Source organism: Lysobacter stagni (assembly GCF_030053425.1).
Lineage (GTDB): Bacteria > Pseudomonadota > Gammaproteobacteria > Xanthomonadales > Xanthomonadaceae > Lysobacter_J > Lysobacter_J stagni.
Window position 1 is genome coordinate 2,309,218 of record NZ_JASGBI010000001.1, and the last position, 17,028, is coordinate 2,326,245.

General features: G+C 68.4%; 16 protein-coding genes. 8 read left to right on the top strand and 8 right to left on the bottom strand.

Going from position 1 to position 17,028, the window contains the following annotated elements; translation table 11 throughout:
- The first annotated feature begins 34 nt into the window (after positions 1-34).
- The 7 genes from QLQ15_RS10825 (at position 35) to QLQ15_RS10855 (ending at position 6,502) form a co-directional block, all read left to right on the top strand.
- Positions 35-724, top strand: a complete 690-nt coding sequence (locus QLQ15_RS10825) for a DsbA family oxidoreductase (RefSeq protein WP_283213996.1) — start codon at positions 35-37, stop codon at positions 722-724.
- Between the two features lie 97 nt (positions 725-821).
- Positions 822-1,817: a beta-N-acetylhexosaminidase gene (gene nagZ / locus QLQ15_RS10830; RefSeq protein ID WP_283212787.1), complete on the top strand. Its 996-nt coding sequence runs from the start codon at positions 822-824 to the stop codon at positions 1,815-1,817.
- The gene (locus QLQ15_RS10835; RefSeq protein ID WP_283212788.1) at positions 1,817-2,386 is read left to right on the top strand and encodes a hypoxanthine-guanine phosphoribosyltransferase; all 570 of its coding nucleotides are present in this window, start codon (positions 1,817-1,819) and stop codon (positions 2,384-2,386) included. The genes nagZ and QLQ15_RS10835 overlap by 1 nt, the downstream gene beginning before the upstream one ends.
- Before the next feature lie 3 nt (positions 2,387-2,389).
- The gene (locus tag QLQ15_RS10840; RefSeq protein ID WP_283212789.1) at positions 2,390-3,154 is read left to right on the top strand and encodes an S-methyl-5'-thioinosine phosphorylase; all 765 of its coding nucleotides are present in this window, start codon (positions 2,390-2,392) and stop codon (positions 3,152-3,154) included.
- Between the two features lie 93 nt (positions 3,155-3,247).
- Positions 3,248-3,454, top strand: coding sequence for a cold-shock protein (locus QLQ15_RS10845; RefSeq protein ID WP_158982025.1), 207 nt, complete (start codon positions 3,248-3,250; stop codon positions 3,452-3,454).
- Positions 3,455-3,529: 75 nt separating this feature from the next.
- Positions 3,530-4,810 carry an FAD-dependent oxidoreductase gene (locus QLQ15_RS10850; RefSeq protein ID WP_283212790.1) on the top strand — a complete coding sequence of 427 codons (1,281 nt, stop codon included), beginning with the start codon at positions 3,530-3,532 and terminating at the stop codon, positions 4,808-4,810.
- 45 nt (positions 4,811-4,855) lie between these two features.
- Positions 4,856-6,502, top strand: coding sequence for an acyl-CoA dehydrogenase family protein (locus QLQ15_RS10855; protein ID WP_283212791.1), 1,647 nt, complete (start codon positions 4,856-4,858; stop codon positions 6,500-6,502).
- Between the two features lie 7 nt (positions 6,503-6,509).
- On the opposite strand, the gene QLQ15_RS10860 is transcribed toward QLQ15_RS10855, so the two are convergent.
- The 7 genes from QLQ15_RS10860 to QLQ15_RS10890 form a co-directional block, all read right to left on the bottom strand.
- Positions 6,510-6,959 carry a methyltransferase family protein gene (locus QLQ15_RS10860; protein WP_283212792.1) on the bottom strand — a complete coding sequence of 150 codons (450 nt, stop codon included), beginning with the start codon at positions 6,957-6,959 and terminating at the stop codon, positions 6,510-6,512.
- Positions 6,960-7,012: 53 nt separating this feature from the next.
- Positions 7,013-7,540: a GNAT family N-acetyltransferase gene (locus tag QLQ15_RS10865; RefSeq protein WP_283212793.1), complete on the bottom strand. Its 528-nt coding sequence runs from the start codon at positions 7,538-7,540 to the stop codon at positions 7,013-7,015.
- Positions 7,537-8,034: an AAC(3)-I family aminoglycoside N-acetyltransferase gene (locus QLQ15_RS10870; RefSeq protein ID WP_283212794.1), complete on the bottom strand. Its 498-nt coding sequence runs from the start codon at positions 8,032-8,034 to the stop codon at positions 7,537-7,539. The genes QLQ15_RS10865 and QLQ15_RS10870 overlap by 4 nt, the downstream gene beginning before the upstream one ends.
- A gap of 66 nt (positions 8,035-8,100) precedes the next feature.
- Positions 8,101-9,873 carry an ABC transporter transmembrane domain-containing protein gene (locus QLQ15_RS10875; protein WP_283212795.1) on the bottom strand — a complete coding sequence of 591 codons (1,773 nt, stop codon included), beginning with the start codon at positions 9,871-9,873 and terminating at the stop codon, positions 8,101-8,103.
- Positions 9,874-9,941: 68 nt separating this feature from the next.
- Complete coding sequence (locus QLQ15_RS10880; RefSeq protein WP_283212796.1) at positions 9,942-10,526, bottom strand: IMPACT family protein; 585 nt, start codon at positions 10,524-10,526, stop codon at positions 9,942-9,944.
- Positions 10,523-11,476: a hypothetical protein gene (locus QLQ15_RS10885; protein ID WP_283212797.1), complete on the bottom strand. Its 954-nt coding sequence runs from the start codon at positions 11,474-11,476 to the stop codon at positions 10,523-10,525. The genes QLQ15_RS10880 and QLQ15_RS10885 overlap by 4 nt, the downstream gene beginning before the upstream one ends.
- Complete coding sequence (locus QLQ15_RS10890) at positions 11,473-12,027, bottom strand: RNA polymerase sigma factor (protein ID WP_283213997.1); 555 nt, start codon at positions 12,025-12,027, stop codon at positions 11,473-11,475. Before QLQ15_RS10890 ends, QLQ15_RS10885 begins: the two co-directional genes overlap by 4 nt.
- Before the next feature lie 241 nt (positions 12,028-12,268).
- Between QLQ15_RS10890 and QLQ15_RS10895 the strand changes: the two genes are divergently transcribed.
- On the top strand, positions 12,269-15,121 hold the full coding sequence (locus QLQ15_RS10895) for a sensor domain-containing phosphodiesterase (protein WP_432277854.1): 2,853 nt from the start codon (positions 12,269-12,271) through the stop codon (positions 15,119-15,121).
- 8 nt (positions 15,122-15,129) lie between these two features.
- On the opposite strand, the gene QLQ15_RS10900 is transcribed toward QLQ15_RS10895, so the two are convergent.
- On the bottom strand, positions 15,130-16,845 hold the full coding sequence (locus QLQ15_RS10900; RefSeq protein WP_283212799.1) for an N-acetylmuramoyl-L-alanine amidase family protein: 1,716 nt from the start codon (positions 16,843-16,845) through the stop codon (positions 15,130-15,132).
- Positions 16,846-17,028 lie beyond the last annotated feature (183 nt).

Here is a 17,028-nt window from a genome sequence, read left to right on the forward strand (position 1 = left end):
CGCCCTCATATCGATCCCCATGAACGACAAACCCCTGCGCATCGACATCTGGTCCGACGTGGTCTGCCCCTGGTGCTGGATCGGCAAGCACCGCCTGCGCGCGGCGCTGGCACAGCTGGGGCCGGCCGGCGAATCGGTGGACATCCACTGGCATGCCTTCCAGCTCGACCCCGAGTCCGACGAGACGCCGGTGCCGCTGCGGCAGGCATACGAGAAGAAGTTCGGCGGCGCGCAGCGCACCGAACAGATCCTGTCGCAGACGCAGGCCGCCGGCCGTGCTGAAGGCCTGCCGTTCGATTTCGAACGCGGGCAGGTGCGCGTCAGCACGCTCAAGGCTCATCGCCTGATCTGGCTGGCTGGCCGTGAAGGCGATGCCGACAAGGTCGGCGAGGCGCTGTTCCGCGCGCACTTCGCGCACGGCCGCAACCTGGCCGACGTACAGACGCTGGTCGAAGCCGGCGCCGCGGGCGGGCTGAGCGAGACGCGCGTGCGCGCGATGCTCGATTCCGACGAAGGCCTGGCGGAAGTGCGCGCACAGATGAGCCAGGCGCAGGCGCTGGGCATCCAGGCCGTGCCGACCTTCGTGTTCGACGGCCGCATGGCGGTGCAGGGCGCGCAGACGCCGGACGTGTTCAAGCAGGTGTTCGAGCGGCTGGGCCTGGAATCCTCGCCGGCCGCCACGCAGGACGCCGGCGCCTGCGGTCCCGAGGGCTGCGCGGTCTGAGCCTGAACCGCGACGCCCGCAGGGTGTCGCGACCCGCCAACTGGGCGACAATGCCGGGCCGCGCTGCGGCGCGATCGTCCCTATCGGAGTTCCAAGCATGCTCGTGATCGGCGTCGCCGGCACCGAACTCACCGCGCAGGAGCGCGACTGGCTGCAGCACGACGCCTGTGCCGGCGTGATCCTGTTCAGCCGCAACTTCGCCTCCAAGGCGCAGGTGACCGAACTGTCCGCCGCGATCCGCGATGCCGCGCCGCGGCCGCAACTGATCTGCGTCGACCAGGAAGGCGGTCGCGTGCAGCGATTCCGCGAAGGCTACAGCGCGCTGCCGCCACTGGACGGTTTCGGCAAGCGTTACGCCGACGACCGCGAAGGCGCGTTGAAGCTCGCCGAAGAACACGCATGGCTGATGGCCAACGAAGTGCGTGCCAGTGGCGTGGACCTGAGCTTCGCGCCGGTGGTGGACCTGGGACGCGGCAACCTCGCCATCGGCAATCGCGCGTTCTCGGAAGACCCGGCGGTCGTCGCCGAGTTCACCCGCGCCTACATCCGCGGCATGCACGCCGCAGGCATGGCGGCGACGCTCAAGCATTTCCCGGGACACGGTTCGGTGCAGGCCGACACGCACTTCGACGACGCCGTCGACCCGCGTGCGCTGGACGAACTGCGCGCGACGGACCTGATTCCGTTCGTCGCCGGCATCGAAGCCAAGGCCGACGCGGTGATGATGGCGCACGTGAAATACCCGGCCGTCGCACCGGAACCGGCCGGCTATTCGAAGCGCTGGATCGAGGACATCCTGCGCGGCGAGATGAAATTCCGCGGTGTGGTCTTCAGCGACGACATCGGCATGAAGGCCGCGTTCTCGGCGGGCGGGGTGAAGTCGCGTATCGACGCGCACTACGATGCCGGCTGCGATGCGGTGCTGGTCTGCCACCCGCAACTGGTCGAAGAATCGCTGGCGGCGGTGGAAGGCCGCACGCTCAACACGATGGCGCTGGCCGGGTTGATCGGTCGTGGCGCCATGGGATGGGACGGCCTGCTGGCCGACGCACGTTACGGCGCCGCGCGCAGCCGACAGGAAGGACTGGCCTGATGGAAACCATCGCGAACACGCACGACCTCGCCAGCGCGCTGGCCAATTCGGACCTCATCTTCGACCGCGCCACGCTAGAGCAGGCCATCGCCCGCATGGCCCGCGACATGAAGGCCGACTACGACAACGCCGACGTGCCGGTGTACCTGACGATCATGCACGGCGGCCTGCCGTTCGCCGCGCAGCTGGCGATGGAGCTGGGCGCACTGGGCCAGGACCTGGAATTCGATTACCTGCACGCCACGCGTTACCGCGGCGAGACCTCCGGCGGCGACCTGGTGTGGAAGCACCGTCCGGCCACGGCGCTCAAGGGCCGTCGCGTGCTGCTGGCCGACGACATCCTCGACGAGGGCCACACGCTGGCCGCCATCCGCGACTGGTGCATGGAGCAGGGCGCGCGCGACGTGCGCATCGCCGCGCTGGCGGTGAAGAAGCACGACCGCTGCGTGCAAGGCGTGTGCGCGGACTATGTCGGCGTGGACGTGCCGGACCGCTACGTGTTCGGCTACGGCATGGACTTCCACGAGCAGGGCCGCAACCTGCCGGCGATCTATGCGTTGAAGGACTGACCGATGAGCGACATCGCACTGGCCGTCATCGGCGGCACCGGCCTGTACAAGCTGGCGAACCTGCAGGACGTGGAAACCGTCCAGCCCGACACGCGCTTCGGTGCGCCCTCGGGCCCGATCCGCATCGGCACGATCGGCGGCCATCGCGTGGCCTTCCTCGCGCGCCATGGCGAAGGCCATTCGCTGCCGCCGCACAAGATCAACTACCGCGCCAACCTGGCCGCGCTGCAGGGCCTGGGCGCGACGCGCGTGCTGGCGCTCAACACCGTCGGTGGCATCACCGAGCGCTTCGGTCCGCGCGTGCTGGCCTGCCCGGACCAGCTGATCGACTACACCTGGGGCCGCATCTCCACGATCTGCGAGGAGCCCGGCACCGAGGTGCTGCACGTGGATTTCGGCGAACCCTACACGCGCTCGCTGCGCGCGCAGGTGGTCACTGCGGCGGAACGGGCCGGCGTCGCGCTGGTGGCCGTGGGCTGCTATGGCGCAACCCAGGGCCCGCGTCTGGAAACCCGGGCCGAGATCGCCCGCATGCGCCGCGACGGCTGCGACCTGGTCGGCATGACGGGCATGCCGGAGGCCGGTCTGGCCCGGGAACTCGGCCTGGACTACGCCTGCCTGGCCATCGTCGCCAACTGGGCGGCGGGTGCCGGCCCGGACCCGGACGAAGTCATCACCCTGCAGGATGTACTGGACAACGTCGCCGCCGCCTCGGCCGGCCTGCCGGCCCTTCTGTCGGCTTTGCTCGGCGGTCCTGTGACAAGGTGATTGTCAAGCCGGCATTCAGTTTGCATACTCGACCGGCGTTCGGGCCTGCACTGGCCGTGCGCGACTCGCATCCAGCATGAGGTTGACAAGGACATGCAGTACGGCACCGTGAAATGGTTCAACGACGCCAAGGGCTTCGGGTTCATTTCGCCCGAGGACGGCAGCGCAGATGTGTTCGCGCACTTCTCTGCGATCAACGCCAAGGGCTTCCGCAGCCTGCAGGAAGGCCAGCGCGTCAGCTATGAGCTGACCCAGGGCCCGAAGGGCGCTCAGGCGTCCAATATCAACATAGTGGCCTGATCGCAGGCGCAAGCCCGCATTGATCTGGAAGGCCCCGCATCGCGGGGCCTTTTTTCATTCCGACAGGACGTCGTCGTGCCCGCTACCCGCCCCGAATCCCTGCGCATCGGCATCGTCGGCTACGGCACCGCCGGACAGGCGGCCGCGTTGCTGCTTACCCGCGACGGGCACACCGTGGAGGTGTTCGAGCGCGCCCCCGTGCTCGGCCCCGTGGGCGCCGGCTTCCTGTTGCAGCCCACCGGCCTGGCCGTGCTGTGGGAGCTGGGCCTGCTGGACGACGCGCTGGCTCACGGCGCGCGCATCGGCCGGCTGTTCGGCGAGACCACGGGTGGCCGACCCGTCATGGACATGCGCTACGGCGACCTGGACTCGCGCCTGTTCGGCCTGGGCATGCAGCGCGGTGCCCTGTTCGGCCTGCTCGACGCAGCCTGGCAGGACGGCCGCGCGATCCACTGCGGGCGTCGCATCGTCGATGTCGATGCGCAGCGCGGCGTGCTGCGCGACGACACGGGCGAGGAGCACGGCGCCTATGACCTGCTGATCGTTGCCGACGGCGCCGCTTCCTCGCTGCGCGGTGTGATCGCAAAGCCCGCACTGGACCGGCCATATCCCTGGGGCGCGCAGTGGTGCCTGGTGGCGCAGCACGATTGGCCATCGCGCGATGAACTGCGCCAGCGTTACGTGCGTGCACGCCGCATGGCTGGCCTGCTTCCCGTGGGCACGCGCCCGGGCGATCCCACGCCCCGCCTCAGCTTCTTCTGGAGCCTCCCAGCCACTGCACTGGCGGAGGCGGGCACCGACGAGGCGGCGTGGCGCCGCGACGTCGCCAGCGTGTGGCCCGAGGCCGAAGTGCTGCTGCGCGACACCGCCGTGCCCTGCGATCTGGCGCAGGCGCGTTACCGCGATGCCGTGCTGGACCGGTGGCATCGAGGCCGCGCCGTGCTGATGGGCGATGCGGCCCATGCGATGAGCCCACAGCTGGGGCAGGGCGTGAACATGGCGCTGGCCGATGCCTTCGCGCTGCGCGAAGCCCTGCGCACGCACGCGGACCTGCCGACGGCACTGGCGCGCTACCAGCACGCGCGTCGCCAGCACCTGGGCATCTACCACTTCTGGAGCCGCTGGCTCACGCCGCTGTTCCAGTCCGAACGCGACCGCCTGGCGGCGCTGCGCGATCGCGTGTTCCATCCGATGTCGCGCCTGCCCGGCGGGCGCGGGCAGATGCTGCGCGTGCTGACCGGGACGCGTCGCGGCTGGTTCGGCACCGTCGCGCTGCCACCCGGGTTCGAGGACGCTCTTGCCGAACGTGCGGGCGCGCCCGTGACTGCCGTCCGTCTGGCCGGCGAAAGCGCGTAGGCCCCTGCGGGCCTAGAATCGGACCGTCCCTGGCCGGAGTTGCAGATGGAACCGCTGCCGCCGTTCGTTACGCATCGCGTCGAGAACCAGCCGCCGGAGTTCGCTCCGCGCGACCTGTGGCGCGACGACATCGCACTGCGCGAGGCGGTGGTGCGCGAAGGCGGCTACGACTTCGCCGATGCGCTGGCCACGTACGGCGCGCTCGCCGGCGACGAGCTGTATCGCCTGAGTTTCGACGCGCACCGTGATCGTCCGCGCCTGCGCACGCACGATCGTTTCGGCCATCGCATCGACCTGGTCGAGTTCCATCCCAATTACCACCGCATCATGCAGTCCGCGATCGAACACGGCGTGGCGGGTTTGTCGTGGTCGCAACCGCGGCCTGGCGTGCACGTGGCACGTGCGGCGCTGAGCTACCTGCATCATCAGGTGGAGCCGGGCACCAGCTGCCCGCTGACGATGACGCACGCGGCGGTGCCGGTGTTGCGCCATGCGCCCGCGCTGGCCGGCTGGGAAAGCAAGGCGATATCGCCGTACTACGACCCGCGCGACATCGCCTGCGAACACAAGCTCGGCATCACGCTGGGCATGGGCATGACGGAGAAACAGGGCGGCAGCGACGTGCGCGCCAACGCCACGGTCGCCATGCCGTTGGGCGCCGAAGGCGAATACCGGCTGATCGGGCACAAGTGGTTCCTTTCCGCGCCGATGTCCGACGCCTTCCTCGTGCTTGCGCAGGCACCCGGCGGCCTCAGCTGCTTCCTCATGCCGCGCTGGCGGCCCGATGGCAGCCGCAACGCATTCGCGCTGATGCGTTTGAAGGACAAGCTCGGCGACTGGTCCAATGCATCGTCCGAAGTTGAACTCATGGATGCGTGGGCCTACCGCATCGGCGAGGAAGGGCGCGGAGTGGCCACCATCATCGAGATGGTGATGCTCACGCGACTGGACTGCATGCTGGGGGCCGCAGCGGAAATGCGCATGGCACTGGCGCAGGCAATGCACCACACGCATCACCGCACCGCCTTCGGCAAACGGCTGGCGGACCATGTGCTGATGCGCAACGTTCTGGCCGACCTGGCCGTCGAGGCGGAAGCCGCCATCGCGCTGGCGATGCGGGTGGCGCGCGCCGTCGACCATGCGCCGTTCGATCCGCAGGAGGCCGCATTCGCGCGCATCGCCACGGCGATCGGGAAGTACTGGGTGTGCCGGCGTGCGCCCGGCTTCGTCAACGAAGCGCAGGAATGCCTGGGCGGCGCAGGCTACATCGAGGAGTCGATCCTGCCGCGGCTGTATCGGCAGGCGCCGCTCAATTCGATCTGGGAAGGCAGCGGCAACATCCAGTGCCTGGACGTGCTGCGTGCGCTCACCCGGGAGCCGGACACTGGCCGCGCACTGCTTACGGAACTGGAAGGCGCGCTGCACCTGGATCCGGATTTCGACGCCGAGTTCAAGGAACTGCGGCCGGTCCTGCAGGGCGAGGCCACGTTGCCCGAAGCCGAGGCGCGGCGATGGGTGGAAGCCATCGCGCTGGCGCTGCAGGCCAGCCTGCTGCTGCGCAGCGGCAACCTCATGGCCGATGCGTTCTGCGCCACCCGCATCGGCGGCGATCACGGCCTGGCGTATGGCACGTTGCCGCGCGACTTCGATTCGCACGCGCTGATGACGCGTGCCTGGGTCCCCGACGCCTGAAGGCGCCCTAGAACCAGCGACGCACGCGCAGGACGTATTGCGCCCACGCCGTGCCGTGCGTGCGCGCCAGCCACGGTTCTTCGCCGAACACCACGCGCAGGTGGAAGGCCAGTGCCACTGCCAGCGCGTACAGCAGCAGTCCGCTCGACCAGAAGGCCGCTGCCCATCCCAGCAGGATCAGGAACACCGACACATACATCGGGTTGCGGCTGAAGCGGTACAGCCCCACGACCACCAGCTCTTTCGGTGGCGCCCACGGCGCCAGCGTGCCTTTGCCCGACACGTAGAAGTCGCGCACGCACCACAGCAGGCCGAACGTGCCCAACGCCACCGCGAGCAGCCCCGCGGGTTGCCGCAACGGCAGGTGCGCCAGCGATGCCCACGACAGCGGCACGAGGAACGCAACAACGCCGGGGAGCGCGAGGAAGGCGAGCAGGGCGCGCATGAAGGGATGCATTCGTCTGCCTCCTCAGGTGACCGGTGCGATCTCGCCCGCCGTGCTGTTGTACGTCACAGCACCATGCCCATGATGTGATCGTCGTAGTCGTGGCCGCCGACATTGAAACGGCGGGTTCCCAACTTCTGGAAGCCCATGCGTTCGTAGAAGCCGATCGCAGCATCGTTGCGCGCGTAGACGCCCAGAAGCAGCCTTTTGGCATCGCGCTGGCGTGCTTCGTCGATGGCCTCCAGCACCAATCGCTTGCCCAGGCCGCCGCCGTGGAACCGGCTGAGTAGGTAGATGCGCTTGATCTCCACATCCTGGGTGGAAATATCGGGAAGCGGCAGCTGCGCGGGCGCGAGGGCCATGAAGCCGACGGGCGCCTGCCCCGGATGGGCCTCGGCCAGCCACAGCCGGTAGTCGGCGTGGTTCAACCAGTCGCGATAGAGAACAGCGGAGTGGGCATTGGCGCAATGCGCCACGATGTCGCGCCCCGCGAGCACGCCGGCGAACGTTTCAAGGAACGTGGCCTGCCCGATGAGCGACAGGGCGTCTTCATCGCCCGGCAGGCACGTTCGAATCTGGATGTGCGTGGTCATGGACCTTCCCTGGAATCGTTGGGGAAACGGGGCCAACCTTCCTGCACGGCGATGTCGAAATGCAGCACGTCCTCGCGCGTGCCCAGCTTCGTGTACAGCGCGATCGCGGGGTCGTCGCCGTGGTCGGCCTGGACGAAGATCACCCAGGCGCCGCGCGTGCGGGCGACCTGCTGCAACCGTGCGATCAAGGCCGTCGCGATACCGCGGCGGCGGTGTGTCTGCTGCACGGCAAGGTCGTAGATGTAGACCTCGCTGCGTGCCTGCTCGAACTTGTCCAGCACGTATGCAGCGAGGCCACCGACGACGGCATCGCCCTCCAGTGCGGCGACCGCGATGAACGTATCGCTTCCCAGCAGGCGACGCAGGTAGTCATCGCCCGGCGGCGCATCGTGGAACGTGGCGACCTCGTCGAAGGCTTCGCCGAGCATGGCGAGCATCGCGCGCATGGCTGCCACATCGTCGGGGCCAAGCACGCGGATGTCGTGTGCGGGCATGCGGATTCCTCGACTGGACCTGCAGGCAGCCTGCCATGCCCGCGCCACGGGCGGATATGCCGGAGGTCAGTCCAGGAACTGCAGCTTCGCCAGTTCCGCGTACAGGCCGCCTTCGGCGAGCAGCTTCTCGTGCGTGCCTTCGGCAATGATGCGGCCGCGGTCCATGACGACGATGCGGTCGGCCTTGAGCACGGTGGCCAGGCGGTGTGCGATCACCAGCGTGGTGCGTCCTTCCATCAGCGTTTCCAGCGCCTGCTGCACCGCGCGTTCGCTCTGCGCGTCCAGTGCGCTGGTGGCTTCGTCCAGCAGCAGGATCGGTGCGTCCTTCAGCAGGGCGCGGGCGATGGCGATGCGTTGCTGCTGGCCTCCGGACAGGCGCGCGCCACGCTCGCCCAGTTCGGTGTCCAGTCCCTGCGGCAGGGCGTGGATGAAGTCGGCCGCGTGCGCGGCATCCACCGCCTGCGCGATCTGCGCGTCGTCGGCTTCCAGGCGGCCATAGCGGATGTTTTCCCGCGCGCTGGTGGCGAAGATCGTGGGCTGTTGCGGCACCAGCGCGATGGCCTCGCGCAGCGCGGCCAGGTCGAGCTGGCGGATGTCGGCGCCGTCGATGCGCACATCGCCGGACTGCGGATCGTGGAAGCGCAGCAGCATCGAGAACACCGTGCTCTTGCCGGCGCCCGACGGGCCCACCAGCGCCACCGTTTCGCCGGGGCGTACGTGCAGGTCGAAGCCTTCCAGCGCCGGGGCGTCGGGGCGCAGAGGGTAGTGGAAGGTCACGTTGTCGAACGTGATTTCGCCTCGCAGCGGTTGCGGCAGGGCTAGCGGCTGCGCGGGCGAGGCGACGGCGGGATTCTCTTCCAGCAGTTCGCTGATGCGGCCCATGCCGGCAGCGGCGCGTTGCAGCTCGTTCCACACTTCGGCCAGCGAGCCCACCGAACCGCCGACGATCAGCGCATACAGCACGAACTGCGCGAGCGTGCCCGCGGTCATGCGCCCGGCCATCACGTCGTGCGCGCCGGACCAGAGCACCAGGATGATCGCGCCGAACACCAGAAGGATCGCGATGGCCGTGACCCAGGCCTGTGCCTGGATGCGCCGGCGCGCGGTGTCCACGGCGATCTTCAGCGCGCTGCCGAAGCGGCCCAGTTCATACGGTTCGCGTGCATGCGCCTGCACGGTGCGCACCGCACCAAGGGTTTCGCTGGCCATCGCATTGGCATCGGCCACGCGATCCTGGCTGGCGCGCGAGATCTTCTTCAACCGTCGCCCGCCCAGCACGATGGGCAGCACCGCGAGCGGGATGCCGACCAGTGCGAAGGCCGCCAGCCGCGGACTGGTGACGAACAGCATCGCCAGGCCACCGATGACGGTGACCGAGCTGCGCAGCGCGACCGACATGCTCGATCCGACCACGCTGCGGAGCAGTTCGGCGTCGGCGATCAGGCGCGAGACCAGTTCGCCACTGCGGTTGCGGTCGTGGAAACCCGCGTCCAGGCCGATGAGGTGGGCGTACAGCTGCCGGCGCAGATCCGCGACGACGCGTTCGCCCAGCAGCGAAACGAAGAAGAAGCGCGCGGCGGTGGCCAGCGCCAGGGCGGCGGCCACCGCGAACAGCAGCAGGAAGGCGCGATCGATGGCACCCGATCCGGCCGCGGCGGCACCCGGGGCGAAGCCATGGTCGATCATCGTGCGGAACGCGGCGGGCATGCTCAGCGTCGCCGCGCTCGACGCGGCCAGCGCTACCAGCCATGCGACGAACAGATTGCGATGGCGCCGTACGAACGGCCACAGGGTGCGCAGACTGCCGATGGGGGCTTTGGCGGGGGAAGCGTCGCTCATGCGGCAAGTATGGTCCGGGTTCGGGGGAATCGGCTTCGCCGATGATGGCGAAGGCGCGCGCCGCCCGGTCAACCGGAAAGAAAGCGCGTCCGATCCCGGGTGGCGTCGCGCAGGCGTACTTTCAAGTCGTCCACGCGGTCCGCGGGCAGTCGCACGTGCAGGTGCGCGCCGTCCGCATCGAAGCGCTCGTCGAGCTTCTGTGCGCCAAACAGGGCCAGTGCGGCGTGGACGGCTCCCGTGTCGGCGAACGGGTACTCCAGCGCCAACTCCGCATAGGCGACAAGTTCGCGGCGCGGGGCGACGCGCAGGCACTCCGCCGCGCTGCCACCGTAGGCCCTCACCAGACCGCCCGCGCCGAGCTTGATGCCGCCGAACCAGCGAGTGACCACGGCCACCACGCGGTCCAGCCCCTGGCCGTCGATGGCGGAGAGGATGGGGCGGCCCGCCGTGCCTGCGGGTTCGCCATCGTCGTTGAAGCGGTATTCGCTGCCGATGCGGTAGGCCCAGCAGTTGTGGGTGGCTGCCGGATCGCCGACCTGCGCGACGAAGGCGAGCGCTTCTTCCGGGGTATCCACGGCGGCGGCGTTGACCAGGAAACGGCTGTGCTTGACCTCGAGCAGGAACGAGGTCGGACCGGCCAGCGTGCTGCTCATCGGGCGGGTGCGGCGAGCTCGCGCAGATCGCGCGGCACGCGCACGCGCGGGTGGGCTTCGCGGAAATGCCTGAGGCTTTCGCGCGCGCCATCGATGTCGCCCGCATCGCGGCGTTCGCGGATGCGCTGCAGCCATTGCGCCGGTTCCAGTGCGGCATCGGCGGCGACATCGGTCGCAGCCGAGGCGTTGGGAGCGACCGCGACATCAGCCGCGCTTGCCGGGGCCGGTGCGGCTGCGGGAGCAGGCGCCGCCATCGCGGCACGCTTGGCGGATGCGGCTGCCGCCCCGTCGCTGCGCTCGCGCGCGGCGGATTCCGCCGCGGTCTGGGCCGCCATCCGGCGATGCATCTGCTCTTCGCGCGCGTCGGCTTCCGCCGCCTCGGCGATAGCCGCCGGTGGTGGCGGTGGGGCGGGGGCCGAATAGGCTGCCGCGGCGGCGGCGGTGGAGGTGTGCGCGACGGCCTCGTCCACGTAGTGGTCGTGTTCGTCGGTAACGGGGGCGGGCGCCGGCGCGGCGGGGGCGGCCTTGCGGGCCATGGCCGGCGCGGGTGCTTGCAGCGCACGCGCGGACGCGACGGTTTCCGGCGGGGGCGGGGGCGGCGGTGCCGTTGGCTTCCGCGCTTCGCGCTTGATCAGGTCGACGCTGACCACGCCCATGTCGCCTTCCTCGCGGGGAAGGCGCGCGGTCGGGCTGGACGGACGCAACTGCCAGACCACGCCGACCACCAGGACCAGCGCGGCGGCCATGCCCGCGCCGGTGATGAGCCCGCCCGGGATGGCGGCCAGACCGAGCCAGCGTCTGCGGTGCGGACGCGCAGCCGCCGCGTGCGCGGCCGCGAGGATGCGCGCGTCCAGTGCGGGCGGCGGGCCGTCGTGCGGGCCCAGACGCACCAGGCGGTCGGCCAGTGCGCGTTCTTCCGGGCTCAGCGGGTCGCGGTCGGTGCGGCTCATTCGGTCAGTCTCGCGCGCAGCTTGTCCATCGCGTATCGCAGTCGCGATTTGACGGTCTCCCGGCCCACACCGGTGATGTCGCCGATCTCCTCCAGGCTCAACTCCTGTTCCAGGCGCAGCACCACCACTTCGCGCTGCTCTTCGGGCAGGTCCTCGATGGCCAGTTGCAGCCGCCGCCGTTGTTCGAACTCCGACAGCTCGTGCTCCGGGCTGCTGGGGTCCGGCACGCGCGTGGCGCGCTCGTCGCCATCGGCGGGGGCGGCGGGGCGGTGCTTCAGGCCGCGCCAATGGTCGTTGAGGCGATTGTGGGCGATGCGGAAAAGCCAGGTCCTGAACGCGGCGTCCGGTTTCCAGCCCTGGCGCGCGGCGATCACGCGCTGCCAGACGTCCTGGAAGAATTCGTCGGCCAGCGCCTGGTCGCGCAGCTGGCGGAGCAGGAACCGGTACAGCGGGCCGCGGTGCCGGGCGTAGAGCACCTCGAACGCAGCCACGTCGCCGGCCGTCCAGGCCAGCATCAGTGCGTCGTCAGGGGTGTCCGCGCCCGTGTTCATCCGCGGCAGGGTACGGGTTGGGCGCGCCGGCGTGAAGCACACGGCTTCGGCCGGGGTCTGCCCCGGGAATGCAATGGCCAGGTCCATATTCGGATGAACGGGTCGCAGTTCCGGATGGGGTTGGACACGATCGCGAAAGGCCGCGCTATCCTGCTTCGTCTGCCCAGGGGCTGATTCACTAGTGTCCAACCGCACCAGGCCAAAAGCCGTAAGGATCGTCGACGCCCGCAGTGGCCGCGACGTGCTTGCGGACACCCTGCAGGAGGCGCTCCCGCCCGGCTCGGAAGTGGCCGTGCTCTGGCGCGATCCCCAGGGCGTGGTGGCGGCGGGGTCGGCCTCGGCAGGGGCGACCAGCACCCTGGCCAACCGTGCCGAATCGCTGCTGGGGCGCGAGCCCGTCGGCCAGCACTCGCATCGCATCGAAGCCAGCTGGACCTCGCCGGAAGGGGTGCGGGTGGCGATGGCGGCGCAGCTGCCCGGTCCGATCGCGACGGAAACGCGTTCGATGTGGATCGCGCTGGCCCGCCAGGTGATCCATGCGCACCTGGTCGCGCTGCGCACGCTGGCGCGCGCCGAATCGCTGGAGAAGTCCGAACGCCTGCAGCAGGCGCTGTTCGAGATCGCCGACCTCGCCGGCTCGGATCTCGAACTGGCCGACATGCTGCGCCGGTTGCACACCGTCGTCGCCGGCCTGATGTACGCGGCGAATCTGTACATCGTCCTGTACGACGATGTGCGCGACACGCTGCGCTTCCTGTACTTCGCCGACCAGCGCGACACCTACGTCGCCGAACCCGAACGCGACATCCCCATCGAGGAGATGCCCAACAGCGTGACCGTCGCGCTGTTGCGGCACGGCGAGCCGCTGCAGGGCCCTTCGGCCGACATCCGCGAACGGCTCGGCGTGGCGCGCGACAGCCGCCATGGCCCCGACAGCGAGGACTGGCTGGGCGTGCCGATGCGCCGCGACGACCGCATCTGCGGCGCGATCGTGGTGCAGAGCTACGACCGTCCCGACGTCTACGGCGAGGAGGAACGCGCGCTGCTGGCGTTCGTCGCTCAGCACATCCTCACCGCACTGGACCGCTTCCATGCGCGCGAGGAACTCGAACGCCGCGTCGAGGAACGCACCCAGGCATTGCAGCTGAGCAACCGCGACCTGCAGGCCGAGATCATCGAGCGTCAGCGCGCCGAACGCCTGCAGCGCGCACTGTTCCGCATCGCCGAGCTGTCGATCACCTCCGAAACGCTCGAGCGCTTCTACACGCAGGTGCACGACGTCGTCAGCGACCTGCTGTACGCGCGCAACTTCTACATCGCGTTGCTCACCGATGACGGCGAGCGGCTGGAATTCCCGTACTCCATCGACGAGCGCGATGCCGTGCGCGAGACCCGCAAGCTCACCTCGGGCCTGACCGAGTACGTGATCGAGCGCGGTCGACCGCTGCTGGCCGACCGCAAGCGCATCGCCGCGCTCGAGTCGCAGGGGCTGGTGCGCAGTCGCGGTTCGCTCGCGCACTGCTGGCTGGGCGTGCCGCTGTTCCGCAACGAGGCGGTCGTGGGCGTGATTACCGTGCAGAGCTACTCGCCGGCGATCAACTTCAGCCAGCGCGACCAGGAACTGCTCACCTTCGTCGCCCACCACATTTCCATCGGCCTGGCGCGCAAGCAGTCGCAGGATCGCCTGGTGACCGCGCACGCCGAGCTGGAACAGCGCGTGGACTCGCGCACCCGCGAGCTGGCGCAGGCCAACGCGGAGCTGCTGTCGCAGATCGGCGAGCGCCTGAGGGTGGAGCAGCAGCTCACCCACCAGGCCATGCACGACGCGTTGACCGGCCTGCCCAACCGCAGCCAGCTGCTGGATCGGCTGGCGCAGGCCATCGCGCACGCGCACGCCGATTCCAGCCGCACCTTCGCCGTGCTGTTCCTCGACCTGGACCGCTTCAAGCTGGTCAACGACAGCGTGGGCCACGCGGCGGGCGACGAACTGCTGATCGAGACCGGTCGCCGCATCGTCGATGCCGTGCGCACCGGTGACACGGTCGCACGCCTGGGTGGCGACGAGTACGCCATCCTGATCGAGAACATCGAGGGCCCGCAGGTCGCCGAGGAGCTCGCGCAGCGCGTGCTGCGCGCGCTGGGCGAGCCGTGCTGGATCGCCGGGCGCGAGGTGTTCCCCTCCGCAAGCCTGGGCATCGCGCTGTGGCATCCGCGCTACCGCACCGGTGCCGAACTGCTTCGCGATGCCGACGCCGCCATGTACCGGGCCAAGTCGGCCGGCCGCGATCGCTGGGCGGTATTCGATGAGGCCATGCGCGAGGAGGCCGTGCGCATCCTCGACCTGGAAGCCGACCTGCGCCGCGCGATCAACGGCGACGGTTTCGTCGCGTTCTACCAGCCGATCGTTCGCCTGGACGACCAGCGCGTCATCGGCCACGAAGCCCTGCTGCGCTGGCGCCATGAGCGGCGCGGCCTGCTCACGCCCAGCGAGTTCATCGGTGTGGGCGAGGACAGCGGCCTGATCGAGGAGGTCGACTGGATCCTCTACGGGCAGGTCATGGAGGAGCTGGCGCGGGGCGGGGAAGGGTACATCTCGGTCAACGTGTCGCCGCGGCACTTCCGCTCGTCGGACTTCGCCGACCGCCTGCTGCGCATGATCGACCAGGCCGGCGCGGACCCGCACCGCCTGCGCATCGAGATCACCGAGGTCGCCCTGCTGGACGACGTCCCGCGCGCGCTGCGCATGCTGCGCACGCTGCGCAGCCACGGCGTGCTGGCTCAGCTGGACGACTTCGGCACCGGCTTCTCGGCGCTGTCGTACCTGCACCGGTTCCCGATCGAGTGCCTGAAGATCGACCAGAGTTTCGTTGCCGGCCTGGTGGGCGATACCCAGCCCGAAAGCGTGGCCGTGGTGCGCGCCATCCAGGCGCTGGCGGGCACCCTGGGCATCCACACCATCGGCGAAGGCGTCGAGAACGAAGCCCAGCGGGCCACCCTGCGCGAGCTGGGCTGCGCCTACGGCCAGGGCTATCTGTTCGGCTACCCCACCGAGCGCACCCACACGGTGCCCCTGCGGCTGGCCGTTACCGGCTAATTAACGGGTTACTGCGCACTTCCGACGATAGGAAATGGCGAGCCTTGACTTGAATCAGTTGTTCCAGTGGACGTCGTGCACGTCACATTCGACTCTACCGGATTGGACGTAACGCCATCCGCATCGATCAACGTGCTCCGGACGCGTGTGACTCCTGTCGTGCTCGCGTTGCATGCAAACATCCAGGTCAGCGGGGATGCCTGGCTCGATTGATAGGTCGAGTTTCCACCTGTGCATGTCCATCCCGCTGGGCACTTCACGATGTCGAGTTTCAGCGTGACTGGAAAGGTTGGGTAACCTTTGAAGTGGATGTCAGATGCTGCTTTGTCGCCCCTGGGGGCAGTCGAATCCGTCACGCTCGCAATAGCCAAGGGTTGGCAGGGCTTTGCTTCGCGCCACATCCGATAGCCCTTCTCGACGCCTTTCATCGATGCGGTGCGAAAGCGCGAGTCCTGTAGCGCGAGGGCATCATCCGGGTTTGTGTGGAAGGCAATCTCGACCAATGCAGAGGGCATGGAACCGGAGTTCTCCGCGTACTGGTCACTTGGTCGAGTCTCACGCATCGTCCAGTTCTGGTATGTGGGTTGCGCATGAATCAGTTCTTCCATATGGCAGGCAATGCTGGAAGCGAGTGCTAAGCCTTCAGCCTGCCCTGTGGCATAGAAGACCTGCGTCCCTCGGGCTGTAAGCGCGGTGGTGGCGTCGGGTGCGGCATTCGTATGCAGGCTGATCATCGCGAGCGCGCCCATCTCATCAGCGAACAGGGCGCGGGAGTTGATGTCTTTTGCGCGATCACGCTGGTTGTCAGTTCTTGATGTGACGTCCCAAAGATCCGTCCGCCCCGGATACAACTGTTCCACATGGTACTTGGCACCTATGTCGGTCCAGAGGTGAGTGCTGCCAGACTCCCGAGTGCTCTGTTCGTGAACCAGAGGAGAGGTAGACCGCGTCGAGAAGGTGTCGATACCCGGGCTGCGCTCCGAGAACCATTGCTTCACCTCGGTGGCATAAAGCGGGGTTATCTCGTCTTCCACCAGGCCGTTGGACGGGTCGCGCTGGGTGGTCCAGCGGTAGTTCGGATCAAGCGTCCCGGCGCTGTAGAGCTTGTAGAGTCCGTGCCCAGGGTTGATGGCGACGCTCGGGGGGTTGTAGGCGACGAGCGGATAGGGTTGCGGCGGGAGGTACATTCGCGAAGGGTCGTCATTGACCGGCGGAGGGATGTACGGCGGAAACGGGGGGTAGCTGGAGTCCTGCTGGGTGCTGCTGGCCTTCTTTGCTCTTGGTTTCAGGTCTGGGTAGTAGTAGACGATGTTCTTGCCGTCGAACAGGTAATTGATGCCGACGTACTTCACCTCGGCGACCATCGTGTCCATGACGGCGGTGAGCATGTGCAACTGGTCTGGCACGTATGCGCCGTTCAACGTTCCATCGGGCTTAAGTACAAACCGTCGCCCTAGCTCAACCATCAGCATGTTTCCTTCGGGATCGAACCGTACAACGACCTTGGCCGGGAACTCCTGCCCCTCCGCGGGCTTCATTTCCTTGAGTGTCAGCTGGATATGCTCGGCCATCATTGCTTCCAGCTCGGCTCGTTCCGAACTGCTCAGTTCCGCCGGCCTGATCATTGGAGGGGCCTGTTCCGCATGAGCACTGCCCCCTAACAGAACGGCAACGGTTAGCAGAATTTTCGACGCCCGGCGCCAAGTCCTTTTCGGATCGCTCACGCATGACTCCTTTCATAGGGATTGAGTGCGCCTCCTTACGGTCTCAGAGCGCAAGTGCAAGGTAGCGTCCGGATCACAGGGGGGATGTCGGGTTTTCCCTCTGTCGTGGCAGAAAATTGCCCGTAACGGTCAGGGGGAAGGCGGCGAGTAGACCGTCGGAAAGTTTCGCGAGAATGCGGTCAT